Consider the following 26400-nt stretch of genomic DNA (forward strand, 5'->3'; position numbering starts at 1 on the left):
GAAGCTCAATGTTTGACTGGAACGATCTGCGTTTTTTTCTCGAACTGCAGCGCAGCGGCCGCCTGCTGACCGCGGCCAAGCGGTTGAATACCACCCACAGCACCGTGGCCCGGCATATCGAGACCATCGAGCAGAGCCTGGGCACCGCGCTGTTCGTCCAGCATGCCCAGGGCTACGAGCTGACCCCCGCCGGCCAGGCCCTGCTCAAGCATGCCGAAGCCATGGAAAACGTGGCACTGCTGGCCCAGGAAGAGATCACCCAGGCCATCGCGCCGCTGGGCAAGATCCGCCTGGGGGTCACCGAAGGCATCGGCATCATGTTTCTCACTTCGCGCCTGGGGGCGCTGTTCGAGCGCTATCCGGGGCTGGAGGTGGAACTGGTGGCAGTACCGCGCTTCGTCAGCATCCTCAACCGCGAGGCCGAGATCAGCATCCATCTGGACCGCCCCCACGCCGACATGCTGATCACCCGCAAGCTCACCGACTACCGCCTGGCCCTCTACGCCAGCCCGGCCTACCTGGCCCGGGCGCCCCGCCTGGAAACCCGTGACGATCTCTCGGAGCACCAGTGGATCGGCTATGTGGATGACCTGCTGTTCAGCCAGGAGCTGCTGTTCCTCGACGACTTCTGCCGCTCGCCGAACGTGACCCTGCGCAGCACCAGCGTGGTCGCCCAGCAGATCGCCGCCCGGGCCGGACTGGGAATTGCGGTGTTGCCCAACTACATGGCCAAGGATGATCCGGAGCTGGTGCGGGTACTGCCGCAGGAGACGATCCAGCGCAGCTACTGGATCAGTACCCGCCGTGAGTTGCACAAGTCGGTGCGGTTGCGGGTGGTGTGGGATTTTCTGTTGGCGCTGTGTGCCCAGGAACAAGCGGTGTTGCTGGCCGAATGAGGCAATAAGAAAGCCCGCTTGCGCGGGCTTTCTTGAGCAACGAACCACCGGGAATCAGAAGTCCAGGTTGGCCACCGACAGGGCATTGCTCTCGATGAAGTCGCGGCGTGGTTCGACCGCATCGCCCATCAGGGTGTTGAAGATCTGGTCCGCCGCGATGGCGTCTTCGATCGTCACTTTCAGCATCCGGCGAACGGTCGGATCCATGGTGGTTTCCCACAGCTGGTCCGGGTTCATCTCACCCAGCCCCTTATATCGCTGGATGGTGTGGCGCTTGGTACTTTCAGCCATCAGCCAGTCCAGGGCTTCCTTGAACTCGCTCACGGCCTTCTTGCGTTCGCCACGCTGGATGTAGGCACCCTCGTCGAGCAGCGAGCTCAGTTGCGCGCCCAGGGTGACCACGGTCTTGTAGTCGTTGCTGCCGAAGAAGTCGCGGTTGAAGGTGACGTAGCTCGACAGGCCATGGGAGATCAGTTCCACCTCCGGCAGCCAGACGTTACGCTCACGGTCTTCGCGCAGGCTGGTCTTGTAGACCAGGCCGGACTTCTCGCTCAGGCGCAGGCGGGCATCGTACTTGGCCAGCCATTCCTGCATCGCCGAATGATCGCCCAGTTGCTCAAGGCTTACCGCCGGCAGGTAGATGAAGTGCTCGGTCAGCTCCTGTGGATAGATACGCGACAGGCGCTTGAGGGTCTTCATCACCATGCGGAAGTCATTGACCAGACGCTCCAGCGCCTCGCCGGAAACACCCGGCGCGTCTTCATTCAGGTGCAGGCTGGCGTCTTCGAGAGCCGACTGCGTCATGTATTCTTCCATGGCGTCGTCGTCCTTGATGTACTGCTCCTGCTTGCCTTTCTTCACCTTGTACAGCGGTGGCTGGGCAATGTAGATGTAACCGCGCTCGATCAGCTCCGGCAACTGACGGAAGAAGAAGGTCAGCAGCAGGGTACGAATGTGCGAACCGTCGACGTCAGCATCGGTCATGATGATGATGTTGTGATAACGCAGCTTCTCGATGTTGTACTCTTCGCGGCCGATGCCACAACCCAGCGCGGTGATCAGCGTGCCCACTTCCTGGGACGAGATCATCTTGTCGAAACGGGCCTTCTCGACGTTGAGGATCTTGCCCTTGAGCGGCAGGATCGCCTGGGTCCGACGGTTACGACCCTGCTTGGCGGAACCGCCTGCGGAGTCACCCTCCACCAGGTACAGTTCGGAAAGGGCAGGGTCCTTCTCCTGGCAGTCAGCCAGTTTGCCCGGCAGGCCGGCGATATCCAGCGCACCTTTGCGGCGGGTCATCTCACGGGCCTTGCGCGCCGCTTCACGGGCACGAGCGGCATCGATCATCTTGCCGACCACCAGCTTGGCTTCGTTGGGGTTCTCCAGCAGGAAGTCGGAGAAGTACTTGCCCATTTCCTGCTCGACCGCACCCTTGACCTCGGACGACACCAGTTTGTCCTTGGTCTGGGAACTGAACTTCGGATCCGGCACCTTGACCGAGATGATCGCCGTCAGGCCTTCACGCGCATCGTCACCGGTGGTGGCGACCTTGTGCTTCTTCGCCAGACCTTCCTGTTCGATGTAGTTGTTCAGGTTACGGGTCAGTGCGGAGCGGAAGCCCACCAGGTGGGTACCGCCATCACGCTGAGGAATGTTGTTGGTGAAGCACAGCAGGTTTTCGTTGAAGCTGTCGTTCCACTGCAGGGCGATTTCCACGCCGATGCCGTCTTCACGCTGGATGTTGAAGTGGAACACCTGGTTGACCGTGGTCTTGTTGGTGTTCAGGTATTCAACGAAGGCACGCAGGCCACCCTCGTATTTGAACATCTCTTCCTTGCCGGTGCGCTCGTCACGCAGCAGGATGCCGACGCCGGAGTTGAGGAAGGACAGCTCGCGAATCCGCTTGGCCAGGATGTCCCAGCTGAAGTGGATGTTCTTGAAGGTTTCGGCGGAAGCCTTGAAGTGGATCTGGGTACCTGTGGTTTCGCTGTCGCCAACGATAGCCATCGGTGCCTGGGGTACGCCGTGGACATAGGTCTGTTCCCAGATCTTGCCGCTACGGCGGACGGTCAGTACCAGCTCTTCGGACAGGGCGTTCACCACCGACACACCCACACCGTGCAGGCCGCCGGATACCTTATAGGAGTTGTCGTCGAACTTACCGCCGGCGTGCAGCACGGTCATAATGACTTCGGCTGCGGAGACGCCTTCCTCCTTGTGTACATCGACCGGGATGCCGCGGCCGTTGTCGCGAACGGAGATCGACTCGTCCGGGTGGATAGTGACGCAGATGTCGTCGCAGTAACCAGCCAGCGCTTCGTCGATGGAGTTGTCGAGCACCTCGAACACCATGTGGTGCAGACCGCTACCATCATCGGTGTCGCCAATGTACATACCGGGACGTTTGCGTACGGCATCCAAACCTTTCAGCACCTTGATGCTGTTCGAGTCGTACGTATTTTCTTCGCTCATGCCTTCACTCCCGATGGTCGTGGGTCTGGGTGATACAGCCCTGTTCCACGTGGAACAGCGCAACTGGCGTTTCCGTCTGCCAGCCTTCCCTCAGTAATTCGTGGTCTACACAGGTGATGAACACCTGGCAGCGTAATTCTTCAAGCAAACGACATAGTGCGCGGCGGTGCTGGTCGTCCAGTTCGGACGGCAAGTCATCCACCAGATAAATACATTGCCCGCGCCGGGCCTGGCTCACCAGGTGTCCCTGGGCAATGCGCAACGCGCAGACCACCAGTTTCTGCTGCCCCCGCGACAGAATGTCCGCGGCGTTGTGTGCGCCCAATCGAAGACGCAAGTCAGCTCGCTGTGGTCCAGCCTGGGTATGGCCCATCTGCTGGTCCCGCTGCAGGGAGGAGGCGAGCACGGCGCTCAGCTCTTTTTCCTTGTCCCAGCCACGGTAATAGCTCAGCGTCAGCCCCTCGAGTTCGACTAGTTCGCTCAAGGTCTGCTCAAAGACTGGTTTCAAGGCTTTGATATAGGCGCGGCGGTATTCATCGATTTCGGCACTGGCCAGGCACAGTTCCCGGTCCCAGGCCGCTTGCGAAGCGGCGTCAAGTGTACCATGCCGCAGCCACGAGTTCCGCTGCCGCAGGGCCTTCTGCAGGCGCTGCCAGGTCGACATGAAGCGCGGTTCCACGTGGAACACTCCCCAGTCGAGGAACTGCCGACGAATCTTCGGCGCCCCCTCCAACAGACGGAAGCTGTCAGGGTTGATCAACTGCAGCGGCAGGATTTCCGCCAACTGCGCGGCGCTCCTGGCATTCTGCCCGTCGATGCGGATCTGGAATTCCCCCTGGCGATCGCGGGATATCCCCAAGGCGCTCTGCCCACCCTCGGCCAATTCGACCTGGCCGAACACCGTACAGGCCAACTGCTCGTACTGGATCACCGGAAGCAGACGGGTGCTGCGGAACGAACGGGCCAGCCCCAGCAGGTGGATGGCTTCCAGCACGCTGGTTTTGCCGCTGCCGTTGGCGCCGTAAAGGATATTGATACGCGGGGAGGGGGAGAAGGTCACCGGGTGCAGGTTGCGCACCGCGGTGACCGAAACACGGCTGAGGGACATCTAGCGTGTGCTGAACATATAAAGGAGGGGCACGGTTACAGGCGCATCGGCATGACGACGTAGGCCGAGTCATCGTTGTCCGATTCCTGCAGCAGCGCACTGCTGTTGGAGTCGGACAGGATCAGGCGCACCTGCTCGGTGGTCATCACGCCCAGCACGTCCAGTAGATAGCTGACGTTGAAGCCGATTTCCAGGGAGCCGCCGTTGTAATCGACGCCCACTTCTTCTTCCGCCTCTTCCTGCTCGGGGTTGTTGGCCTGGATCTTCAATTGACCACTGGCCAGTTGCAGACGGATGCCGCGATACTTCTCGTTGGACAGGATCGCGGTACGGCTGAAGGCTTCGCGCAGTGCCTGGCGGTCACCCAGTACCAGCTTGTCCCCGCCTTTTGGCAGGACGCGCTCGTAGTCGGGGAACTTGCCGTCGACCAGCTTGGAGGTGAAGGTGAACTCACCGGTGGTGGCGCGGATGTGGTGCTGACCCAGCACGATGCTGACGTTGCCTTCCGGCTCGGTGAGCAGGCGGGCCAGTTCCAGGATACCCTTGCGCGGCACGATCACCTGGTGACGATCCTGCTGGCCGATGTCGGCCTGCATGGAGCACATCGCCAGGCGGTGGCCGTCGGTGGCCACGGCACGGATCACGCCGGCGGACACTTCCAGCAGCATGCCGTTGAGATAGTAACGCACGTCCTGCTGGGCCATGGCGAAGCTGGTGCGCTCGATCAGGCGACGCAGCTTGCTTTGCTCCAGGCTGCAGGTCAGCGAACCCGGGCCTTCTTCCACAGTCGGGAAATCGTTGGCAGGCAGGGTCGACAGGGTAAAGCGGCTGCGGCCGGCCTTGACCACCAGTTTCTGCTCGTCGACCTTGATGTCGATCAGGGCATCGTTCGGCAGGCTCTTGCAGATATCCATCAGCTTGCGCGCCGGTACGGTGATCTCACCGGGTTCGGCAGGCTCTTCGAGCTGGACGCGGCCGACCAGTTCGACTTCGAGGTCGGTACCGGTCAGCGACAGTTGCTGGCCTTCGACGACCAGCAGCACATTGGAGAGCACCGGCAAGGTCTGGCGGCGCTCGACGACGCCTGCGACCAGTTGCAGGGGTTTCAACAGGGCTTCGCGTTGAATGGTGAAATGCATGGTCTAGTCCCTTGCCTTAATAAGCTGCGCTGCAATTCTCAAGTGGTCAGTGTACGCAGCAGGTTCTTGTAGTCCTCGCGGATGTCCGCGTCGGATTCCTTTAGTTCGTTGATCTTGCGGCATGCGTGCAAGACAGTGGTGTGGTCGCGCCCACCAAACACATCGCCGATTTCCGGCAGGCTGTGGTTGGTCAATTCCTTGGACAGGGCCATGGCGACCTGACGCGGACGAGCGACCGAGCGCGAACGGCGCTTGGACAGCAGATCGGAAATCTTGATCTTGTAGTACTCGGCCACGGTCCGCTGGATGTTATCCACAGACACCAGCTTGTCCTGCAGGGCCAGCAGGTCCTTCAGCGATTCGCGGATCAGCTCGATGGTGATCTCTCGCCCCATGAAGTGCGAGTGGGCGATCACCCGCTTCAGTGCGCCTTCGAGTTCGCGTACGTTGGAGCGAATACGCTGGGCAATGAAGAACGCCGCGTCATGGGGCAGTTCGACCTTGGCCTGGTCGGCCTTCTTCATCAGGATCGCCACGCGGGTTTCCAGCTCGGGCGGCTCCACCGCAACGGTCAGGCCCCAGCCGAAACGCGACTTCAGGCGCTCTTCCAGGCCTTCGATTTCCTTGGGATAGCGGTCACTGGTGAGAATCACCTGCTGGCCGCCTTCGAGCAAGGCGTTGAAGGTGTGGAAAAACTCTTCCTGGGAACGCTCCTTGCGTGCGAAGAACTGAATGTCGTCGATCAGCAGGGCGTCCACCGAACGGTAGAAGCGCTTGAACTCGTTGATGGCGTTCAACTGCAGCGCCTTGACCATGTCGGCGACGAAACGCTCCGAATGCAGGTAGACCACCTTGGCATTCGGGTTCTTCTTCAATAGATGGTTACCCACAGCATGCATCAAGTGGGTCTTACCGAGACCGACGCCACCATACAGGAACAGCGGGTTGTAGCCATGCTTGGGGTTGTCCGCCACCTGCCACGCCGCAGCGCGGGCCAGCTGGTTGGACTTACCCTCGACGAAGTTCTCGAAGGTGAAGGTACGGTTCAGGTAACTGGTGTGCTTGAGTGCGCCCTCGACCTGGACCGTGCGCTGTTCGGCACGTACCGGAGCCTGCTGCGCGGCGGCGCCGGCCATCGGATCGAAACTGTCGCGGGACGGCTCTTCGCTGGCCTCCGCCACTTCCTTCTGGCTGGCGGGTGGCGGGGTCGGCGTTGCCACCGGTGCAGTCGGTGTAGCCGCCGCGGCGGCAGCCGCACTGGCGGCCAGGGCCTGGGAAGCCGCGGCAGCCAGAGGAGCATTCGGTGCAGCACGCGGCGCCGAACTGCGTTTGCTGCCTATTAATAAGGAAAGGGCAGGCGCCATGCCGTTGCCATGCTCGTTCAGCAGCTCAAGCAAACGTCCCAGGTACTTTTCGTTCACCCAGTCGAGCACAAAACGGTTCGGTGCATAGACACGCAACTCGTCGCCTTCGGCTTCGACCTGTAGTGGACGGATCCAGGTGTTGAATTGCTGGGCAGGCAGCTCATCACGCAGAAGCTCCACGCACTGCTGCCAAAGTTCCACTGACACGGATATCCCCTAAGTTGAAAGCCGGTAAGGCAAAAACAAGCGGCCATTGTACCGGCAGGCCGAGCACTTATCCACACGTCGATTGCAGGCAGAGCCCGGCGAATCAATCTCTTATCTGTGAACAAGGCGACCAGCGGTATGTGAATAAGCCCTGTGGATAACAGCCCTTGAGGGCGTTGCACAAGTGTGATCGAAAGTCTGTGGACAACCCGCCTGTGGATAACCTCTCTTTCCACACACAACTTATTCGCCGGCGCAGCACAGGCAGGGCACCGTTTCCCCACCGTGTTGTCATTCTCTGTACAGTAGGTGTTTCCTGGCCTCAAGCCAGTTATCCACAGATGCTCGCGAGCTAAGCTTTTATAAGCTTTACAGAAAAGCTTTAAATAATTCGCTTCTTTATTTCTATGTCTGGAGCTCGTGTTGATCAAGCCCGGGAACGAGAAATACCTATAGGAAGGAAAAGCTGGTTGGAAATTGACCTGAAGGCTTGCTTTCTCTAGAATCGCCGATCTCTTAAAACGGGGGCCATTCCGGCCCGTTGTGACGAACCAGGTAGCAACGCCATGAAACGTACTTTCCAACCCAGCACTATCAAACGCGCCCGCACCCACGGTTTCCGTGCTCGCATGGCAACCAAGAACGGTCGTGCCGTCCTGTCGCGCCGCCGCGCCAAAGGTCGTGCCCGTCTGTCGGTTTGATATTCCGGCTTTGGTGGTGAGTCAGGACTTCAGTCGGGAAAAGCGTCTGCTTACTCCACGACATTTCAAGGCGGTCTTTGACTCCCCTACCGGCAAGGTTCCGGGGAAAAACCTCCTGCTCCTTGCGCGCAACAACGACCTCGATCATCCCCGGCTGGGGCTGGTTATCGGTAAAAAGAGCGTCAAGCTCTCCGTTGAGCGCAATCGCCTCAAACGTGTGATGCGCGAATCGTTCCGTCTGCACCAGGATTTACTGGCAGGCTGGGACATTGTTATCGTCGCGCGCAAAGGTTTGGGGGACGTAGAAAACCCCGAATTGATTCAGCATTTCGGTAAGCTGTGGAAACGCCTGGTTCGTAATGCACCAGCTGCCGCAGTCAAAACCGAATCTGCAGGGGTAGACAGTCCAGATGCGTAAACTGGCACTCGTTCCGATCCAGTTTTACCGCTATGCCATTAGTCCCCTGATGGCCAGTCACTGTCGTTTCTACCCCAGTTGTTCCTGCTACGCGTACGAAGCCATCGAAACTCATGGACTCCTGCGCGGTGGCTGGCTGACCTTTCGTCGTTTAGGTCGCTGTCATCCGTGGAATGCCGGTGGTTATGACCCGGTTCCACCTATTCCTACCTCCCGTTCTTCTTCGATGGCCGAGTAATCATGGATATCAAACGCACGATCCTGATCGTCGCCCTGGCAATCGTGTCCTACGTCATGGTTCTGAAATGGAACCAGGACTACGGCCAGGCTGCCCTGCCGACTCAGAATGTTGCCAGCACCACCGTTTCCGGTCTGCCGGATACCGCAACCGGCAGCAATGCCGCCGCCAGTGATGACATTCCACGAGCCACCAATGACACCAGCGCTCCTGCCGAAGCACCGCTGGCCGTCAGCAAGGACCTCATCCAGATCAAGACGGATGTGCTGGAACTTGCCATCGATCCGAAAGGTGGTGACGTCGCGCAACTCAAGTTGCCGAAATACCCACGTCGCCAGGATCATCCGGACGTTCCATTCCAGCTGTTTGACAACGGTGGCGAGCGTATCTACCTGGCACAAAGCGGCCTGATCGGTACCAACGGCCCGGACTCGAATGCCGCAGGTCGTCCGCTGTACGCATCCGAGCAGAAAAGTTATCAACTGGCTGACGGTCAGGACCAACTGGTCGTCGACCTGAAGTTCAGCGCGAACGGCGTCAACTACATCAAGCGTTTCACCCTGAAGCGCGGCCTGTATGACGTGACCGTTTCCTACCTGATCGACAACGAAAGCGGCCAGCCATGGTCGGGGGCGATGTTCGCCCAGCTCAAGCGCGACGCCAGCGCCGATCCGTCCTCGAGCACCGCCACCGGTACCGCGACCTACCTGGGCGCCGCCCTGTGGACAAGTTCGGAGCCGTACAAGAAAGTGTCGATGAAAGATATCGACAAGGGCTCGCTGAAGGAAACCGTCCAGGGTGGCTGGGTGGCCTGGCTGCAACACTACTTCGTAACCGCCTGGGTTCCTGCCAAGGGCGACAGCAATGTCGTAAGCACCCGCAAGGACAGCCAGGGCAATTACATCATCGGCTACACCGGCCCTTCGCTGAACGTGGCGCCAGGGCAGAAGGCCGAGGTCAGTGCCGTTCTCTACGCCGGTCCGAAGATCCAGTCCGTACTGAAGCAGTTGTCCCCAGGCCTGGAACTGACCGTCGACTACGGCATCCTGTGGTTCATCGCCCAGCCGATCTTCTGGCTGCTGCAACATATCCACGGCCTGCTGGGTAACTGGGGCTTCTCGATCATCGTGCTGACCATGCTGATCAAGGGCCTGTTCTTCCCACTGTCGGCTGCCAGCTACAAGTCGATGGCCCGCATGCGTGCCGTTGCCCCGCGACTGGCCCAGCTGAAGGAACAGTTTGGCGACGATCGGCAGAAGATGTCGCAGGCCATGATGGAGCTGTACAAGAAAGAGAAGATCAATCCGCTGGGTGGCTGCCTGCCGATCCTGGTGCAGATGCCGGTTTTCCTTTCGCTGTACTGGGTGCTGCTGGAAAGCGTTGAAATGCGCCAGGCCCCGTTCATCCTGTGGATTACCGACCTGTCGATCAAGGATCCGTTCTTCATCCTGCCGATCATCATGGGCGCCACCATGTTCATCCAGCAGCGTCTGAACCCGACTCCGCCGGACCCGATGCAGGCCAAGGTGATGAAGCTGATGCCGATCATCTTCACCTTCTTCTTCCTGTGGTTCCCTGCGGGTCTGGTGCTGTACTGGGTTGTGAACAACTGCCTGTCGATCGCCCAGCAGTGGTACATCACCAGCCGTATCGAAGCTGCTACCAAAAAGGCCGCTGCCTGACATACGCTGTGGATAACCACTCAAGACGCCCCCTAGTGGGGCGTTTTGCTATCTGCCACTTTCTGTTTTGAGGCTCGCTCCATGAACGTCCCTCGGGAAACCATCGCCGCCGTCGCCACCGCCCAGGGTCGTGGTGGTGTCGGTATCGTCCGTATTTCCGGGCCTCTGGCGCAGACTGCGGCACAGGCCATCAGCGGTCGTGAGCTGAAACCGCGGTTTGCCCACTATGGCCCATTCCACGGTGAGGCCGGTGAAGTGCTGGACGAAGGCCTGGCGCTGTATTTCCCGGGGCCGAATTCGTTCACCGGCGAAGATGTGCTGGAGCTGCAGGGCCACGGTGGCCCTATCGTGCTCGACATGCTGCTGCAGCGTTGCCTGCAACTGGGTTGCCGGTTGGCCCGTCCGGGCGAATTCAGCGAACGCGCGTTCCTCAACGACAAGCTCGACCTGGCCCAGGCCGAAGCGATCGCCGACCTGATCGAGGCGAGTTCCGCCCAGGCGGCGCGCAATGCCCTGCGTTCGTTGCAGGGAGCGTTTTCCCAGCGTGTGCATAACCTCACCGAACAGCTGATCAGCCTGCGGATCTACGTCGAGGCGGCCATCGACTTTCCCGAGGAGGAAATCGACTTCCTTGCCGATGGCCATGTCCTGGCGATGCTCGACGCGGTCCGTGACGAGTTGTCCACAGTGATCCGCGAAGCCGGGCAGGGCGCGTTGTTGCGCGATGGCATGACCGTGGTGATCGCCGGCCGGCCGAATGCCGGCAAGTCGAGCCTGCTCAATGCCCTGGCCGGGCGCGAAGCGGCCATCGTCACCGAGATCGCCGGCACCACCCGGGATATTCTCCGTGAACATATCCACATCGATGGCATGCCGCTGCACGTGGTTGACACCGCCGGCTTGCGCGACACCGACGACCATGTGGAAAAGATCGGGGTGCAACGGGCGCTCAAGGCCATCGGCGAGGCGGATCGCGTGCTGCTGGTGGTGGACGCCACGGCGCCCGAGGCAGCAGATCCCTTCGCCCTGTGGCCGGAGTTTCTTGAACAGCGGCCTGACCCGGCCAAGGTCACCTTGATCCGCAACAAGGCCGACCTGAGCGGCGAGAAGATCGCCCTGGAAGTCAGCGAGGACGGTCATGTCACCATCAGCCTCAGCGCCAAGTCTGCTGGCGAAGGCCTGGAGCTGCTGCGTGATCACCTCAAGGCCTGCATGGGTTATGAACAGACCGCCGAAAGCAGTTTCAGCGCACGTCGCCGGCACCTGGAGGCCCTGCGCTTCGCCAGTGCGGCCCTGGAACACGGCCACGCCCAGTTGACCCTGGCGGGGGCGGGCGAGCTGCTGGCCGAAGATTTGCGCCAGGCCCAGCAGTTCCTCGGCGAAATCACCGGTGCATTCAGCTCCGATGACTTGCTGGGAAGAATTTTCTCGAGTTTTTGTATCGGAAAATGACAGCCAGCAGCAATGTGGTTATCCACAATTCAAGGTAGGCGCCTGCCTTGAGGTGAGCCGGGACGGCAGGGTTCCACCCGGCTCGCGTTTCCTTCCTATTCCTGAAAATGGCCACTTGCGCCATTTCCCTCCAGCCATACCCGTCATCAACCCTTTCCTGCCTGACACTCCAATCTCCACTGATTCATCCTGGCCACGGGAGGATTTTCCGTGTCCGGCCGTCGCCTCCCCGGCCTTTTTCTGTGGATTAAGCCCTGTGAATAACCGCGCTTCAGCTCAGTTGATAACCCGGCCTGAAAACTGAGGATGAACCACTCTGTGGATAACGATCACTTTAATCCACAGGCTTACACCGGTTATCCCAAACCCTCCCGAGCACATGACCACAGAGTTATGAATCGCTGTACACATTGATAAATAAGGGCTGTATAACCTTATCCACAGATAGGTTGGGCCCTAAGAATAAACATAAAAACAAGGTTTTAATACATTTCCTTCTTTTTGATTTCTATTGTGCGTGCTTATCCACAACTGGTTAAATTTTGTGCAAAGGGTTCTTTAGGAAGGGCGAATTCCCTATACTGGGTCATTCAGTCCAAATTTCTCTTATTTACCTACCTGGAAGCAGGCACGAGGTGCGTGGTGGATTTCCCTTCCCGTTTTGAAGTGATCGTCATCGGCGGCGGTCATGCCGGTACCGAGGCAGCACTAGCATCAGCACGCATGGGGGCAAAAACCCTGTTGCTGACGCACAACGTGGAAACCCTCGGTGCCATGAGCTGCAACCCGGCCATTGGTGGTATTGGTAAAAGCCACCTGGTCAAGGAAATCGATGCCCTTGGCGGCGCTATGGCGATTGCCACCGATAAAGGCGGCATCCAGTTCCGCGTTCTCAACAGCCGCAAAGGTCCGGCGGTGCGCGCCACCCGGGCCCAGGCCGACCGCGCCCTGTACAAGGCCGCGGTACGCGAGATCCTGGAAAACCAGCCGAACCTGTGGATATTTCAGCAATCCGCCGATGACCTGATCGTCGAGCAGGACCAGGTCCGCGGCGTCGTCACCCAGATGGGCCTGCGTTTCTTCGCCGACTCCGTGGTATTGACCACCGGTACCTTCCTGGGCGGACTTATCCACATCGGTTTGCAGAACTATTCCGGTGGCCGTGCCGGCGATCCACCCTCGATCGCCCTGGCCCATCGCCTGCGCGAGCTGCCGCTGCGTGTCGGTCGGCTGAAAACCGGTACGCCGCCGCGCATCGACGCGCGGTCTGTGGATTTCTCGGTGATGACCGAACAACCAGGCGACACGCCGATCCCTGTGATGTCTTTCCTGGGTTCCAAAGAGCAGCATCCACGGCAGGTCAGTTGCTGGATTACCCACACCAATGCCCGCACCCACGAGATCATTGCCGCCAACCTCGATCGTTCGCCGATGTATTCCGGCGTGATCGAGGGCATCGGCCCGCGCTACTGCCCGTCGATCGAGGACAAGATCCACCGTTTCGCCGACAAGGCGAGCCACCAGGTGTTCATCGAGCCGGAAGGTCTGACCACCAACGAGCTGTACCCGAACGGGATATCCACATCCCTGCCGTTCGACGTGCAACTGCAGATCGTCCAGTCGATCCGCGGCATGGAAAACGCCCATATCGTCCGGCCCGGCTACGCCATCGAGTACGACTACTTCGATCCGCGTGACCTCAAGTACAGCCTGGAAACCAAGGTGATCGGCGGTCTGTTCTTCGCCGGCCAGATCAACGGCACCACCGGTTACGAGGAGGCCGGCGCCCAGGGTCTGTTGGCTGGCGCCAACGCCGCACTGCGGGCCAAGGGCAAGGACAGCTGGTGCCCGCGTCGCGACGAGGCGTACATCGGTGTGTTGGTCGACGACCTGATCACCCTCGGTACCCAGGAGCCGTACCGGATGTTCACCTCCCGTGCCGAGTACCGCCTGATCCTGCGCGAGGACAACGCCGACCTGCGCCTGACGGAAAAAGGCCGCGAACTCGGGCTTGTGGATGACGTGCGCTGGGCGGCTTTCTGCAAGAAGCGCGAGGGTATCGAGCAGGAAGAGCAGCGTCTGAAAAGCACCTGGGTCCGCCCGGGTACCGAGCAGGGCAACGCCATCGCCGAAAAATTCGGCACCCCCCTGGCCCATGAATACAACCTGCTGAACCTGCTGAGCCGTCCGGAAATCGACTACGCTGGCCTGGTCGAAGTGACCGGGCAGGGTGCGGATGATCCACAGGTCGCCGAACAGGTCGAGATCAAGACCAAGTACGCCGGCTACATCGACCGCCAGCAGGACGAGATCGCCCGCCTGCGGGCCAGTGAAGACATCCGCCTGCCTGTGGATATCGATTACTCGACCATTTCCGGCCTGTCGAAGGAAATCCAGAGCAAGCTCAGCGCCACCCGTCCCGAGACCCTGGGCCAGGCTTCGCGCATTCCCGGGGTGACGCCGGCGGCGATATCCCTGTTGATGATTCATTTGAAAAAACGCGGCGCCGGCCGTCAGTTGGAGCAAAGCGCTTGAGTTCGTTGGTCACCACGCAACACGCCGAAGAGTTATCCACAGGTGCTCGCCAGCTCGGTGTCGACCTGACCGCAACCCAGCACGAACAGCTGCTGGGTTACCTGTCCCTGTTGATCAAGTGGAACAAGGCCTACAACCTGACCGCCGTGCGTGATCCGGACGAAATGGTTTCGCGGCACCTGCTCGACAGCCTGAGCGTGATGTCCTTCATCGAGGACGGGCGCTGGCTCGATGTCGGCAGTGGCGGCGGCATGCCGGGCATCCCCCTGGCGATCCTGTTTCCCGGTTCGGCTGTGGCCTGCCTGGACAGCAACGGCAAGAAGACCCGCTTTCTGACCCAGGTCAAACTCGAACTCAAGCTGGATAACCTGCAAGTTATCCACAGTCGTGTCGAAGCCTTCCAGCCTGAACAGCCCTTTACCGGCATCATTTCCCGGGCGTTCAGCAGCATGGAGAACTTCACGAACTGGACCCGTCACCTGGGTGACCGCGATACACGCTGGCTGGCAATGAAGGGCGTCCATCCAGCGGATGAGCTGGTAGCATTGCCGGCAGACTTCCACCTCGATAGCGAACACGCCTTGGCCGTACCCGGTTGCCAAGGCCAACGTCATCTGCTGATACTGCGCCGCACGGCATGATTGGGAACACAAGCAAGAATGGCTAAGGTATTCGCGATAGCGAACCAGAAGGGTGGCGTGGGCAAGACCACCACCTGCATCAACCTCGCAGCATCCCTGGTCGCGACCAAGCGCCGGGTGCTGCTGATCGACCTCGATCCACAGGGCAACGCCACCATGGGTAGCGGTGTGGATAAGCACGGCCTGGAAAACTCCATCTACGATGTGCTGATCGGCGAATGCGATCTGGCCCAGGCCATGCACTTCTCCGAACACGGCGGTTACCAACTGCTGCCGGCCAACCGCGACCTGACGGCGGCCGAAGTGGTGCTGCTGGAAATGCAGATGAAGGAAAGCCGTCTGCGCAGCGCCCTGGCGCCGATCCGCGAGAACTACGACTTCATCCTGATCGACTGCCCGCCATCGCTTTCGATGCTGACCCTCAATGCCCTGGTCGCGGCCGACGGGGTAGTTATCCCCATGCAGTGCGAGTACTACGCCCTCGAAGGTCTGAGTGACCTTGTGGATAACATCAAGCGCATCGCCGAGCTGCTCAACCCCGAGCTGAAAATCGAAGGCCTGCTGCGGACCATGTACGACCCACGTCTGAGTTTGATGAACGACGTTTCCGCACAGCTCAAGGAACATTTCGGTGACCAGCTGTACGACACCGTGATTCCCCGCAACGTCCGACTGGCCGAGGCGCCGAGCTACGGCATGCCGGCCCTGGCCTACGACAAGCAATCCCGCGGCGCGGTGGCCTACCTGGCCCTGGCCGGCGAGATGGTTCGTCGCCAGCGCAAAAATTCACGCGTCACCGCCCCGGCAACCTAAGGAGTCCCCATGGCCGTCAAGAAACGAGGACTCGGACGCGGACTGGACGCTCTGCTGAGCGGTCCGACCGTCAGTGCGCTGGAAGAGCAGGCCGTACTGGCCGACCAGCGCGAGCTGCAGCAGTTGCCACTGGACCTGATCCAGCGCGGCAAGTACCAGCCGCGCCGCGACATGGACCCCCAGGCGCTGGAAGAATTGGCGAATTCGATCAGGGCCCAGGGCGTCATGCAGCCGATCGTGGTCCGTCCGATCGGCGGCGGGCGCTATGAAATCATCGCCGGCGAACGCCGCTGGCGCGCCAGCCAGCAGGCCGGCCAGGAGACCATCCCGGCCATGGTCCGCGATGTGCCGGATGAAACCGCCATCGCCATGGCCCTGATCGAGAACATCCAGCGCGAAGACCTCAACCCGATCGAGGAAGCCCTGGCCCTGCAGCGCCTGCAGCAGGAATTCCAGCTGACCCAGCAACAGGTCGCCGAGGCTGTGGGCAAGTCCCGGGTGACCGTGGCCAACCTGCTGCGCCTGATTGCGTTGCCGGAAGTGATCAAGACCATGCTGTCCCACGGCGACCTCGAAATGGGACACGCCCGTGCCCTGCTCGGATTGCCGGATGACCGGCAGGTCGAAGGGGCGCGACACGTTGTCGCACGCGGCCTCACCGTACGTCAGACCGAAGCCCTGGTTCGCCAGTGGCTGAGCGGCAAACCGGCACCGGTCGAGCCGCCCAAGGCCGATCCGGATATCAGCCGTCTCGAACAGCGCCTGGCCGAGCGCCTGGGCTCTGCGGTGCAGATCCGCCATGGCCAGAAAGGAAAGGGCCAGTTGGTGATCCGCTACAACTCGCTCGACGAGTTGCAAGGTGTCCTTGCGCACATCCGCTGAAACATTTCCTCATGTAGCGCGCAGTCGGAAAAGACTACCTGGCAGTTGAATAGGGGCTGAACCGCCCCTATACTCTGCGCGCATTTTGTCGGCACAATTTATGCCAAGTTATTGATTTACGGCGGCCGACCCTTGAGGAGCGCAAGTGATGGAAAACCGCACGCCAAACAGGTTGCCCTTCCATCGCTTGGCGGTATTTCCGGTTTTATTGGCTCAATTGGTCGTATTGCTGGTGGCCGCGCTGGCGCTTTGGCAATGGCGTGGTGTCGTTGCCGGATACTCGGGACTCTGCGGAGGCCTGATAGCATTGCTCCCCAATGCGTATTTTGCTCACAGGGCCTTTCGGTTTTCCGGCGCCCGAGCAGCCCAGTCCATCGTCCGGTCCTTTTACGCCGGCGAGGCGGGCAAGTTGATTTTGACGGCAGTGCTGTTCGCACTGACGTTTGCAGGTGTGAAGCCTCTGGCGCCGATCGCGGTATTCGGCGTCTTCGTGCTGACCCAGTCGGTCAGCTGGTTTGCACCCCTGCTAATGAAAACAAGACTTTTGAGACCTTAGGGCGTTTGAGGCAAACATGTCAGCAGAATCCGCTTCGGGCTATATCCAGCACCACTTGCAGAACCTGACCTTCGGTCAGCTACCTAACGGCGGTTGGGGCTTTGCCCATTCCGCAGCAGAAGCCAAGGCCATGGGCTTCTGGGCATTCCACGTGGATACCCTGGGCTGGTCCGTGGCTCTGGGCCTGATCTTCATCCTGCTGTTCCGCATGGCGGCGAAGAAGGCGACCTCCGGTCAGCCGGGCGCCCTGCAGAACTTCGTCGAAGTGCTGGTCGAGTTCGTCGACGGCAGCGTCAAGGACAGCTTCCACGGCCGCAGCCCGCTGATCGCGCCGCTGGCCCTGACCATTTTCGTCTGGGTGTTCCTGATGAACGCCATCGACCTGGTGCCTGTCGACTGGATCCCGCAACTGGCTGCGCTGATCTCCGGCAACCACGAGATTCCGTTCCGCGCCGTATCGACCACCGACCCGAACGCCACGCTGGCCATGGCTTTCTCGGTGTTCGCGCTGATCATTTTCTACAGCATCAAGGTCAAGGGCATCGGCGGCTTCATCGGCGAACTGACCCTGCACCCGTTCGGCAGCAAGAACGTCCTGGTCCAGGCGCTGCTGATCCCGGTCAACTTCCTGCTGGAATTCGTGACCCTGATCGCCAAGCCGATCTCTCTGGCACTGCGTCTGTTCGGCAACATGTATGCCGGCGAGCTGGTGTTCATCCTGATCGCCGTGATGTTCGGCACCGGCCTGCTCTGGCTGAGCGGCCTGGGCGTGGCTCTGCAGTGGGCGTGGGCGGTGTTCCACATCCTGATCATCACCCTGCAGGCGTTCATCTTCATGATGCTGACCATCGTCTACCTGTCGATGGCGCACGAAGAAAACCATTAAGACCGGCCTCGGCCAGTCTGATGTCTCTCCCGGTCAAACGGGAGAGGGCCTCAAGCGGGAAACCGCGGCAGGGCCCGCTGAAACGATTTGTTTTACCGCTTTAAATTAAAAAAACCTAAACCATACGACGTAAAAGTCGGGAGGAAAGATGGAAACTGTAGTTGGTCTAACTGCTATCGCTGTTGCACTGCTGATCGGCCTGGGCGCACTGGGTACCGCAATTGGTTTCGGCCTGCTGGGCGGCAAATTCCTGGAAGGCGCTGCTCGCCAGCCAGAAATGGTTCCAATGCTGCAGGTTAAAATGTTCATCGTGGCCGGTCTGCTCGACGCCGTTACCATGATCGGCGTTGGTATCGCTCTGTTCTTCACCTTCGCGAACCCCTTCGTTGGTCAACTCGCTGGCTAATCACTCGAATTTTCGAGTTGATTGATGGACAACGAACGAGCGAGGTGTTGGCGTGAACATTAATGCAACCCTGATTGGCCAGTCCGTTGCGTTCTTCATTTTTGTACTGTTTTGCATGAAGTTCGTGTGGCCTCCGGTCATCGCGGCTTTGCACGAACGTCAGAAGAAGATCGCGGATGGATTGGACGCTGCCACCCGTGCAGCTCGCGACCTGGAGTTGGCCCAAGAGAAAGCGGGCAATCAACTGCGCGAAGCGAAAGCACAGGCAGCCGAGATCATTGAGCAAGCCAAGAAACGCAGCAACCAGATCGTCGAAGAGGCTGTTGAAAAAGCCCGCGTCGAAGCTGAGCGCGTGAAGGCTTCGGCTCAGGCCGAGATCGAACAGGAACTGAACAGCGTCAAAGACGCGCTGCGCGCCCAACTGGGTAGCCTGGCCGTCGGTGGTGCCGAGAAGATCCTGGGCGCCACAATCGATCAAAACGCGCACGCGGAGCTGGTTAACAAACTGGCTGCTGAAATTTAAGCGAGGGCGATCATGGCAGAACTGACCACGTTGGCCCGACCTTACGCTAAGGCGGCCTTCGAGCACGCTCAGGCCCACCAGCAACTGGCCAATTGGTCAGCCATGCTCGGCCTGGCAGCAGCGGTGTCGCAGGACGACACCATGCAGCGCGTGCTCAAGGCCCCGCGACTGACGAGCGCAAACAAGGCCGCCGCGTTTATCGACGTGTGCGGCGACAAGTTCGATGCCAAGGCACAGAATTTCATCCACGTCGTTGCCGAAAACGACCGTCTCCAGCTGTTGCCGGAGATCTCCGCCCTGTTCGACCTGTACAAGGCCGAGCGGGAGAAGTCGGTAGACGTGGAAGTCACCAGTGCTTTTGCATTGAACCAAGAACAGCAAGACAAACTCGCCAAGGTTCTCAGTGCACGACTCGACCGGGAAGTGCGCCTGCAAGTTGCGGAAGATGCATCCCTCATCGGGGGTGTTGTCATTCGCGCCGGCGACCTGGTTATCGATGGCTCAGTTCGCGGCAAACTCGCGAAACTGGCCGAAGCATTGAAATCTTGAGTTTGAAGGGGCAGCAGAGCAATGCAGCAACTCAATCCTTCCGAAATAAGTGAAATTATCAAGGGCCGCATCGAAAAGCTCGATGTGACCTCCCAAGCCCGTAACGAAGGCACCGTCGTCAGCGTGTCTGACGGTATCGTGCGGATTCACGGTCTGGCCGACGCTATGTACGGCGAAATGATCGAGTTCCCGGGCGGCGTCTACGGCATGGCCCTCAACCTGGAGCAGGACTCCGTGGGTGCCGTGGTACTGGGCGCGTACACGACTCTGGCTGAAGGCATGAGCGCCAAGTGCACCGGCCGCATCCTGGAAGTTCCGGTAGGTAAGGAACTGCTGGGTCGCGTTGTCGACGCACTGGGCAACCCTGTCGACGGCAAAGGTCCGCTGAACAACACCGAGACCGACGCGGTCGAGAAAGTTGCTCCAGGCGTGATCTGGCGTAAGTCGGTAGACCAGCCTGTACAGACTGGCTACAAGGCAGTCGATGCCATGATCCCGGTCGGCCGTGGCCAGCGTGAGCTGATCATCGGTGACCGTCAGATCGGTAAGACCGCCATGGCGATCGACGCCATCATCAACCAGAAGAACAGCGGTATCTTCTGCGTATACGTCGCCGTTGGTCAGAAGCAATCGACCATCGCCAACGTGGTTCGCAAGCTGGAAGAAAACGGCGCACTGGCCAACACCATCATCGTTGCCGCCAGCGCTTCCGAATCGGCTGCCCTGCAGTTCCTGGCTCCGTACTCCGGTTGCACCATGGGCGAATACTTCCGCGACCGCGGTGAAGACGCGCTGATCGTTTATGACGATCTGTCCAAGCAGGCTGTGGCTTACCGCCAGATCTCCCTGCTGCTGCGTCGTCCACCAGGACGTGAAGCGTACCCAGGTGACGTGTTCTATCTCCACTCCCGTCTGCTGGAGCGCGCATCCCGCGTTTCTGAAGAGTACGTCGAGAAGTTCACCAACGGCGCAGTGACCGGCAAAACCGGCTCCCTGACCGCTCTGCCGATCATCGAAACCCAGGCTGGCGACGTTTCCGCGTTCGTTCCGACCAACGTGATTTCCATCACCGACGGTCAGATCTTCCTGGAATCGGCCATGTTCAACTCGGGCATCCGCCCAGCAGTGAACGCCGGTGTTTCGGTATCCCGTGTAGGTGGTGCCGCTCAGACCAAGATCATCAAGAAGCTGTCCGGTGGTATCCGTACCGCCCTGGCTCAGTACCGTGAACTGGCGGCATTCGCCCAGTTCGCTTCTGACCTGGACGAAGCGACCCGCAAGCAACTTGAGCATGGTCAGCGCGTTACCGAGCTGATGAAGCAGAAGCAATACGCGCCAATGTCGATCGCCGACATGTCGCTGTCGCTGTATGCCGCTGAGCGTGGGTTCCTGACCGACATTGAAATCGCCAAGATCGGCAGCTTCGAGCAGGCGCTGATTGCTTACTTCAACCGCGATCACGCCGATTTGATGGCCAAGATCAACGTGAAGGGTGACTTCAATGACGAAATCGACGCTGGCCTGAAGGCTGGTATCGAGAAGTTCAAGGCCACCCAAACCTGGTAAGCCGCAGCGGGAGCCGCAAGGCTCCCGCTTGCTAACCTGATAGGTGTTACATGGCAGGCGCAAAAGAGATTCGCAGTAAGATTGCGAGCATCAAAAGCACGCAAAAAATTACCAGCGCCATGGAAAAAGTGGCGGTCAGCAAAATGCGCAAGGCACAAATGCGCATGGCTGCTAGCCGTCCTTATGCGGAGCGTATCCGCCAGGTAATTGGGCATCTGGCCAACGCCAACCCGGAATACCGCCACCCGTTCATGATCGACCGCGACATCAAGCGCGTCGGTTACATCGTGGTGAGCAGTGACCGTGGTCTGTGCGGCGGCTTGAACACCAACCTGTTCAAGGCCCTGGTCAAGGACATGGCGGTAAACCGCGAAAACGGCGTCGAGATCGATCTGTGTGTCGTGGGTAGCAAGGGGGCGGCGTTTTTCCGCAACTTCGGCGGCAACGTCGTTGCAGCTATCAGCCACCTGGGTGAAGAGCCGTCGATCAACGACCTGATCGGCAGCGTGAAGGTGATGCTGGATGCCTACCTGGACGGCCGTATCGACCGCCTGTCCGTGGTATCCAACAAGTTCATCAACACCATGACCCAGCAGCCTACCGTGGAGCAGTTGATTCCACTGGTGGCAACCCCGGATCAGGATCTCAAGCACCACTGGGACTATCTGTACGAACCGGACGCCAAAGAGCTGCTTGACGGCCTGATGGTGCGCTATGTGGAGTCGCAGGTGTACCAGGCGGTGGTCGAGAACAACGCTGCTGAACAAGCGGCGCGGATGATCGCGATGAAGAACGCTACCGACAACGCCGGTGATCTGATCAGCGACTTGCAGCTGATCTACAACAAGGCGCGTCAGGCTGCGATCACCCAAGAGATCTCGGAAATCGTCGGCGGCGCTGCCGCGGTTTAACGGTTCAAATATTCAGAGGATCCAGCTATGAGTAGCGGACGTATCGTTCAAATCATCGGCGCCGTCATCGACGTGGAATTTCCACGCGACAGCGTACCGAGCATCTACGACGCCTTGAAGGTTCAAGGCGCCGAAACCACCCTGGAAGTTCAGCAGCAGCTGGGCGACGGCGTGGTACGTACCATTGCGATGGGTTCCACCGAAGGCCTCAAGCGTGGCCTGGACGTGAACAATACTGGCGCAGCCATCTCCGTACCGGTCGGTAAAGCGACCCTGGGCCGGATCATGGACGTGCTGGGCAACCCGATCGACGAAGCCGGTCCGATCGGCGAGGAAGAGCGCTGGGGTATCCACCGCGCCGCTCCATCCTTCGCTGAACAGGCAGGTGGCAACGAACTGCTGGAAACCGGCATCAAGGTTATCGACCTGGTTTGCCCGTTCGCCAAGGGTGGTAAGGTTGGTCTGTTCGGTGGTGCCGGTGTCGGCAAGACCGTAAACATGATGGAACTGATCCGTAACATCGCCATCGAGCACAGCGGTTACTCCGTGTTCGCCGGTGTGGGGGAGCGTACTCGTGAGGGTAACGACTTCTACCACGAGATGAAGGACTCCAACGTTCTGGACAAAGTGGCACTGGTCTACGGCCAGATGAACGAGCCACCAGGGAACCGTCTGCGCGTTGCCCTGACCGGCCTGACCATGGCCGAGAAGTTCCGTGACGAAGGTAACGACGTTCTGCTGTTCGTCGACAACATCTACCGTTACACCCTGGCCGGTACCGAAGTATCCGCACTGCTGGGCCGTATGCCTTCGGCAGTAGGTTACCAGCCGACCCTGGCTGAAGAGATGGGCGTGCTGCAAGAGCGCATCACTTCGACCAAGCAAGGTTCGATCACCTCGATCCAGGCCGTATACGTACCTGCGGACGACCTGACCGACCCGTCGCCAGCGACCACCTTCGCCCACCTCGACGCCACCGTCGTACTGTCCCGTGACATCGCTTCCCTGGGTATCTACCCAGCGGTAGACCCACTGGACTCGACTTCGCGTCAGCTGGATCCGAACGTGATCGGCAACGACCACTACGAAACCGCTCGTGGCGTTCAGTACGTGCTGCAGCGCTACAAGGAACTGAAGGACATCATCGCGATCCTGGGTATGGACGAGCTGTCGGAATCCGACAAGCAGCTGGTATCCCGCGCTCGTAAGATCCAGCGTTTCCTGTCGCAGCCGTTCTTCGTGGCTGAAGTCTTCACCGGTGCATCGGGTAAATACGTTTCCCTGAAAGACACCATTGCTGGCTTCAAAGGCATCCTCAACGGTGACTACGACCACCTGCCAGAACAAGCGTTCTACATGGTTGGCGGCATCGAAGAAGCGATCGAGAAAGCCAAGAAACTGTAATCCCGGCGCCCGGCAACGGGCGCTAATTTAGGTTGAGGCAATCAGATGGCTATGACAGTCCATTGCGATATCGTCAGTGCGGAAGGAGAAATTTTCTCCGGACTGGTCGAGATGGTGATTGCACACGGTGCACTGGGTGACCTGGGTATTGCCCTGGGCCACGCGCCGCTGATCACCAATCTCAAGCCGGGTCCGATCCGCTTGATCAAGCAGGGCGGGGAAGCCGAGGTGTTCTACATCTCCGGTGGTTTCCTCGAGGTTCAGCCGAACATGGTCAAGGTTCTTGCCGACACCGTGCAACGTGCTGCCGACCTGGACGAAGCCTCCGCTCAGGAAGCCGTCAAGGCTGCCGAGAAGGCCCTGAACGAAAAAGGCGCGGACTTCGACTACGGTTCCGCTGCTGCACGTCTGGCCGAGGCCGCAGCCCAGCTGCGTACCGTCCAGCAGATCCGCAAGAAGTTCGGCGGCTAAGCCACCGCTTGTTGCGCGATTGATTAAAAAGGGTAGCCTCGGCTACCCTTTTTTCTTTTCCGATATTCATCACCTGGTCACAGCCGCTGACCACCCAGGATTGGTAGCCAGTCATGTCTCTCGAAATCGTTATCCTTGCTGCCGGCCAAGGCACCCGCATGCGTTCGGCGTTGCCGAAGGTTCTTCATCCCGTAGCTGGCAATTCGATGCTCGGACATGTTATCCACAGCGCCCGCCAATTGAATCCACAGCGCATTCACGTGGTGATCGGCCACGGTGCGGACCAGGTGCGTGAACGACTGGCCGCCGATGACCTGAACTTCGTCCTGCAGGATAAACAACTGGGGACCGGCCATGCCGTGGCCCAGGCCGTTCCTTTCATTACCGCCGACACCGTGCTGGTGCTCTACGGCGATGTGCCGCTGATCGAAGTGGAAACCCTGCAGCGCCTGCTGCAGCACGCCACGCCTGAACAGGTGGCACTGCTGACCGTCGAACTGGCGGACCCGACCGGCTACGGCCGTATCGTGCGCAACGCCCAGGGCAAGGCCTGTGCGATCGTCGAGCAGAAGGACGCCAACGAGGCGCAGCGCGCCATCACCGAAGGCAACACCGGCATTCTCGCCTTGCCGGCCCGGCGCCTGGGCGACTGGATGAGCCGTCTGTCGAACAATAACGCCCAGGGCGAGTACTACCTCACCGATGTGATCGCCATGGCGGTCGCCGACGGCCTGGTGGTGGAAACCGAGCAACCCCACGATGCCATGGAAGTGCAGGGCGCCAACGATCGTCGGCAACTGGCCGAGCTCGAACGTCATTACCAGAAGCGTGCGGCCCTGCGTCTGATGGCCCAGGGCGTGACCCTGCGTGACCCGGCCCGGTTCGATGTGCGTGGCGAGGTCACGGTGGGGCGTGATGTGTTGATCGACATCAACGTGATCCTCGAAGGCCGCGTGGTGATCGAGGATGACGTGGTGATCGGCCCGAACTGCGTGATCAAGGACAGCACCCTGCGCAAGGGCGTGGTGCTCAAGGCCAACACCCACCTCGACGGCGCGATCATGGGCGAGGGCAGCGATGCCGGTCCGTTCGCCCGCCTGCGCCCCGGCAGCGTGTTGGGCGAGCGTGCCCATGTGGGTAACTTCGTCGAGTTGAAAAATGCCGTGCTCGGCAACGACACCAAGGCCGGCCATCTGGCCTACCTGGGCGATGCCGTGATCGGTGAACGCACCAACATCGGCGCCGGCACCATCACCTGCAACTACGATGGTGCCAACAAGCACAAGACGGTGCTGGGTGATGACGTCTTCATCGGTACCAACAACTCCCTGGTCGCCCCTGTGGATATCTCCCACGGTGCTACCACGGCGGCGGGGTCGACCATCACCCAGAACGTCGATGAAGGCCAACTGGCGGTGGCGCGTGCACGCCAGCGCAATATCGATGGCTGGAAGCGGCCGGTGAAGATCAAGAAGAGCTGAATTATCCACAAGCGCTTTTGAGCGCTGTGGAAAGTGAGGGCCACCGTGGGTGGCCCTCTGCGTTTGTGGATAAATCTTCCCTCTTCCCCGTGCGCAGACTTCCCCCTGCGCAACCGGGCTTGCTGGCGACAGCCATTTCATCGACACCACAACATGTCGTGAATGGCCGCCTGCCAAAGGATTTTTCTGGCGGTGAAGGGAAGGGCTCGACCCGCGAACCGAAAAAGTTACCCACAAGCCATTTTTTGAAAACCTTCACTTGACGAAGTTTCGATTACAGGTTTTGATTGCACTTATTATCTTTCGAATCGAAACATAACGTCCCATGTCGAAACGTAATACCCCTCAACGTCGTCATAGCATTCTCGCCTTGCTCAGTGAACAGGGTGAAGTGAGCGTGGACGAACTGGCCAAACGCTTCGAAACTTCCGAGGTTACGGTTCGCAAGGATCTGGCCGCGCTCGAAAGCAATGGTCTGCTGCTGCGTCGTTATGGCGGCGCGATCAGCATGCCCCAGGAACTGGTCAGCGATCCCGCCCACTCGGTGTCGAAATACAAGCAGGCTATTGCCCGTGCCGCCGTCGGCCGTCTGCGGGAACACGCCCGCATCATCATCGACAGTGGCAGCACCACGGCCTCGATGATCCCGGAACTGGGCCTGCAGCCTGGCCTGGTGGTGATGACCAACTCCCTGCATGTCGCCCGTGCCCTCAGCGAGCTGGAGCACGAGCCCGTGCTGCTGATGACCGGCGGCACCTGGGACCCGCATTCCGAATCGTTCCAGGGCCAGGTCGCCGAACAGGTGCTGCGCTCCTACGACTTCGACCAGTTGTTCATCGGTGCCGACGGCATCGATCTGGAGCGGGGCACCACCACCTTCAACGAATTGCTCGGCTTGAGCCGGGTGATGGCCGAAGTGTCCCGCGAAGTGGTGGTCATGGTCGAGTCCGACAAGATCGGTCGGCGTATTCCCAACCTGGAACTGCCGTGGAGCAGCGTCCATACCCTTATTACCGATGAACGCTTGCCCCAGGAGGCACGCGAACAGATTCAGGCCCGCGGCATACATTTGATTTGCGCGGCCGTCAGCTAGGAGAGA

General features: G+C 59.9%; 25 protein-coding genes. 21 read left to right on the plus strand and 4 right to left on the minus strand.

What is annotated here, in order from left to right; translation table 11 throughout:
- Window positions 1–8: 8 nt before the first annotated feature.
- A complete protein-coding gene (locus PF66_RS17780; RefSeq protein ID WP_054063423.1) occupies window positions 9–896 on the plus strand; it encodes a LysR family transcriptional regulator in 888 nt (295 codons plus the stop codon).
- A 54-nt stretch (window positions 897–950) separates the two neighbouring features.
- Here the strand turns inward: PF66_RS17780 and gyrB are convergent, their stop codons facing one another.
- The 4 genes from gyrB to dnaA are packed head-to-tail and all read right to left on the minus strand — an operon-like array spanning window position 951 to window position 7186.
- The gene (gene gyrB / locus PF66_RS17785) at window positions 951–3368 is read right to left on the minus strand and encodes a DNA topoisomerase (ATP-hydrolyzing) subunit B (RefSeq protein WP_054056422.1); all 2418 of its coding nucleotides are present in this window, start codon (window positions 3366–3368) and stop codon (window positions 951–953) included.
- 4 nt (window positions 3369–3372) lie between these two features.
- Complete coding sequence (recF, locus tag PF66_RS17790; protein ID WP_054056423.1) at window positions 3373–4476, minus strand: DNA replication/repair protein RecF; 1104 nt, start codon at window positions 4474–4476, stop codon at window positions 3373–3375.
- Between the two features lie 35 nt (window positions 4477–4511).
- Window positions 4512–5615: a DNA polymerase III subunit beta gene (gene dnaN, locus PF66_RS17795; RefSeq protein WP_054056424.1), complete on the minus strand. Its 1104-nt coding sequence runs from the start codon at window positions 5613–5615 to the stop codon at window positions 4512–4514.
- A gap of 38 nt (window positions 5616–5653) precedes the next feature.
- Entirely contained in the window at window positions 5654–7186 is a 1533-nt protein-coding gene (dnaA, locus tag PF66_RS17800; RefSeq protein WP_054056425.1) for a chromosomal replication initiator protein DnaA, read from the minus strand.
- 566 nt (window positions 7187–7752) lie between these two features.
- Between dnaA and rpmH the strand changes: the two genes are divergently transcribed.
- The 20 genes from rpmH to PF66_RS17890 all read left to right on the plus strand — a co-directional run bounded on the left by rpmH (window position 7753) and on the right by PF66_RS17890 (window position 26394).
- Window positions 7753–7887 (plus strand): 50S ribosomal protein L34, encoded by a 135-nt coding sequence (gene rpmH / locus PF66_RS32125; RefSeq protein ID WP_080635311.1) that lies wholly within the window; start codon window positions 7753–7755, stop codon window positions 7885–7887.
- 16 nt (window positions 7888–7903) lie between these two features.
- Window positions 7904–8305, plus strand: a complete 402-nt coding sequence (rnpA, locus tag PF66_RS17805) for a ribonuclease P protein component (protein WP_054056450.1) — start codon at window positions 7904–7906, stop codon at window positions 8303–8305.
- A complete protein-coding gene (yidD, locus tag PF66_RS32130; RefSeq protein WP_039792602.1) occupies window positions 8298–8543 on the plus strand; it encodes a membrane protein insertion efficiency factor YidD in 246 nt (81 codons plus the stop codon). Before rnpA ends, yidD begins: the two co-directional genes overlap by 8 nt.
- A gap of 2 nt (window positions 8544–8545) precedes the next feature.
- Window positions 8546–10225, plus strand: a complete 1680-nt coding sequence (yidC, locus tag PF66_RS17810) for a membrane protein insertase YidC (protein WP_054063424.1) — start codon at window positions 8546–8548, stop codon at window positions 10223–10225.
- A gap of 81 nt (window positions 10226–10306) precedes the next feature.
- Window positions 10307–11677 carry a tRNA uridine-5-carboxymethylaminomethyl(34) synthesis GTPase MnmE gene (mnmE, locus tag PF66_RS17815; RefSeq protein WP_054056427.1) on the plus strand — a complete coding sequence of 457 codons (1371 nt, stop codon included), beginning with the start codon at window positions 10307–10309 and terminating at the stop codon, window positions 11675–11677.
- Between the two features lie 642 nt (window positions 11678–12319).
- On the plus strand, window positions 12320–14212 hold the full coding sequence (gene mnmG, locus PF66_RS17820; RefSeq protein ID WP_054056428.1) for a tRNA uridine-5-carboxymethylaminomethyl(34) synthesis enzyme MnmG: 1893 nt from the start codon (window positions 12320–12322) through the stop codon (window positions 14210–14212).
- The gene (gene rsmG / locus PF66_RS17825) at window positions 14209–14853 is read left to right on the plus strand and encodes a 16S rRNA (guanine(527)-N(7))-methyltransferase RsmG (RefSeq protein ID WP_054063425.1); all 645 of its coding nucleotides are present in this window, start codon (window positions 14209–14211) and stop codon (window positions 14851–14853) included. The genes mnmG and rsmG overlap by 4 nt, the downstream gene beginning before the upstream one ends.
- 18 nt (window positions 14854–14871) lie before the next feature.
- A complete protein-coding gene (locus PF66_RS17830) occupies window positions 14872–15666 on the plus strand; it encodes a ParA family protein (protein ID WP_054056430.1) in 795 nt (264 codons plus the stop codon).
- A gap of 9 nt (window positions 15667–15675) precedes the next feature.
- Window positions 15676–16548 (plus strand): ParB/RepB/Spo0J family partition protein, encoded by an 873-nt coding sequence (locus tag PF66_RS17835; protein WP_054056431.1) that lies wholly within the window; start codon window positions 15676–15678, stop codon window positions 16546–16548.
- Window positions 16549–16696: 148 nt separating this feature from the next.
- On the plus strand, window positions 16697–17104 hold the full coding sequence (locus tag PF66_RS17840) for a F0F1 ATP synthase subunit I (protein WP_054056432.1): 408 nt from the start codon (window positions 16697–16699) through the stop codon (window positions 17102–17104).
- Window positions 17105–17120: 16 nt separating this feature from the next.
- Complete coding sequence (gene atpB, locus PF66_RS17845) at window positions 17121–17990, plus strand: F0F1 ATP synthase subunit A (RefSeq protein WP_054056433.1); 870 nt, start codon at window positions 17121–17123, stop codon at window positions 17988–17990.
- Between the two features lie 148 nt (window positions 17991–18138).
- Entirely contained in the window at window positions 18139–18396 is a 258-nt protein-coding gene (atpE, locus tag PF66_RS32135) for a F0F1 ATP synthase subunit C (protein ID WP_002555987.1), read from the plus strand.
- A gap of 52 nt (window positions 18397–18448) precedes the next feature.
- Window positions 18449–18919, plus strand: coding sequence for a F0F1 ATP synthase subunit B (locus PF66_RS17855; RefSeq protein WP_054056435.1), 471 nt, complete (start codon window positions 18449–18451; stop codon window positions 18917–18919).
- A gap of 12 nt (window positions 18920–18931) precedes the next feature.
- On the plus strand, window positions 18932–19468 hold the full coding sequence (locus tag PF66_RS17860) for a F0F1 ATP synthase subunit delta (protein WP_017902419.1): 537 nt from the start codon (window positions 18932–18934) through the stop codon (window positions 19466–19468).
- Between the two features lie 21 nt (window positions 19469–19489).
- Window positions 19490–21034 carry a F0F1 ATP synthase subunit alpha gene (atpA, locus tag PF66_RS17865; protein ID WP_054056436.1) on the plus strand — a complete coding sequence of 515 codons (1545 nt, stop codon included), beginning with the start codon at window positions 19490–19492 and terminating at the stop codon, window positions 21032–21034.
- A gap of 50 nt (window positions 21035–21084) precedes the next feature.
- A complete protein-coding gene (atpG, locus tag PF66_RS17870) occupies window positions 21085–21945 on the plus strand; it encodes a F0F1 ATP synthase subunit gamma (protein WP_017902417.1) in 861 nt (286 codons plus the stop codon).
- A gap of 27 nt (window positions 21946–21972) precedes the next feature.
- Complete coding sequence (gene atpD / locus PF66_RS17875) at window positions 21973–23349, plus strand: F0F1 ATP synthase subunit beta (protein WP_054056437.1); 1377 nt, start codon at window positions 21973–21975, stop codon at window positions 23347–23349.
- Window positions 23350–23394: 45 nt separating this feature from the next.
- Window positions 23395–23820, plus strand: coding sequence for a F0F1 ATP synthase subunit epsilon (locus PF66_RS17880; protein WP_010447599.1), 426 nt, complete (start codon window positions 23395–23397; stop codon window positions 23818–23820).
- A gap of 113 nt (window positions 23821–23933) precedes the next feature.
- Complete coding sequence (glmU, locus tag PF66_RS17885; protein ID WP_054056438.1) at window positions 23934–25301, plus strand: bifunctional UDP-N-acetylglucosamine diphosphorylase/glucosamine-1-phosphate N-acetyltransferase GlmU; 1368 nt, start codon at window positions 23934–23936, stop codon at window positions 25299–25301.
- A gap of 325 nt (window positions 25302–25626) precedes the next feature.
- Window positions 25627–26394, plus strand: coding sequence for a DeoR/GlpR family DNA-binding transcription regulator (locus PF66_RS17890; RefSeq protein ID WP_054056439.1), 768 nt, complete (start codon window positions 25627–25629; stop codon window positions 26392–26394).
- Window positions 26395–26400: the final 6 nt, after the last annotated feature.

Source organism: Pseudomonas asplenii, assembly GCF_001293465.1.
Classification (GTDB): domain Bacteria; phylum Pseudomonadota; class Gammaproteobacteria; order Pseudomonadales; family Pseudomonadaceae; genus Aquipseudomonas; species Aquipseudomonas fuscovaginae_B.

Coding starts and splice junctions, on each gene's coding strand:
- atpG (WP_017902417.1), top strand. CDS start 21,085: ATGGCAGGCGCAAAAGAGATTCGCAGTAAGATTGCGAGCATCAAAAGC.
- atpB (WP_054056433.1), top strand. CDS start 17,121: ATGTCAGCAGAATCCGCTTCGGGCTATATCCAGCACCACTTGCAGAAC.
- PF66_RS17860 (WP_017902419.1), top strand. CDS start 18,932: ATGGCAGAACTGACCACGTTGGCCCGACCTTACGCTAAGGCGGCCTTC.
- PF66_RS17830 (WP_054056430.1), top strand. CDS start 14,872: ATGGCTAAGGTATTCGCGATAGCGAACCAGAAGGGTGGCGTGGGCAAG.
- gyrB (WP_054056422.1), bottom strand. CDS start 3,368: ATGAGCGAAGAAAATACGTACGACTCGAACAGCATCAAGGTGCTGAAA.
- PF66_RS17840 (WP_054056432.1), top strand. CDS start 16,697: ATGGAAAACCGCACGCCAAACAGGTTGCCCTTCCATCGCTTGGCGGTA.
- yidC (WP_054063424.1), top strand. CDS start 8,546: ATGGATATCAAACGCACGATCCTGATCGTCGCCCTGGCAATCGTGTCC.
- rpmH (WP_080635311.1), top strand. CDS start 7,753: ATGAAACGTACTTTCCAACCCAGCACTATCAAACGCGCCCGCACCCAC.
- glmU (WP_054056438.1), top strand. CDS start 23,934: ATGTCTCTCGAAATCGTTATCCTTGCTGCCGGCCAAGGCACCCGCATG.
- recF (WP_054056423.1), bottom strand. CDS start 4,476: ATGTCCCTCAGCCGTGTTTCGGTCACCGCGGTGCGCAACCTGCACCCG.
- PF66_RS17880 (WP_010447599.1), top strand. CDS start 23,395: ATGGCTATGACAGTCCATTGCGATATCGTCAGTGCGGAAGGAGAAATT.
- yidD (WP_039792602.1), top strand. CDS start 8,298: ATGCGTAAACTGGCACTCGTTCCGATCCAGTTTTACCGCTATGCCATT.
- PF66_RS17780 (WP_054063423.1), top strand. CDS start 9: ATGTTTGACTGGAACGATCTGCGTTTTTTTCTCGAACTGCAGCGCAGC.
- atpA (WP_054056436.1), top strand. CDS start 19,490: ATGCAGCAACTCAATCCTTCCGAAATAAGTGAAATTATCAAGGGCCGC.
- PF66_RS17890 (WP_054056439.1), top strand. CDS start 25,627: ATGTCGAAACGTAATACCCCTCAACGTCGTCATAGCATTCTCGCCTTG.
- atpD (WP_054056437.1), top strand. CDS start 21,973: ATGAGTAGCGGACGTATCGTTCAAATCATCGGCGCCGTCATCGACGTG.
- atpE (WP_002555987.1), top strand. CDS start 18,139: ATGGAAACTGTAGTTGGTCTAACTGCTATCGCTGTTGCACTGCTGATC.
- mnmE (WP_054056427.1), top strand. CDS start 10,307: ATGAACGTCCCTCGGGAAACCATCGCCGCCGTCGCCACCGCCCAGGGT.
- PF66_RS17835 (WP_054056431.1), top strand. CDS start 15,676: ATGGCCGTCAAGAAACGAGGACTCGGACGCGGACTGGACGCTCTGCTG.
- dnaN (WP_054056424.1), bottom strand. CDS start 5,615: ATGCATTTCACCATTCAACGCGAAGCCCTGTTGAAACCCCTGCAACTG.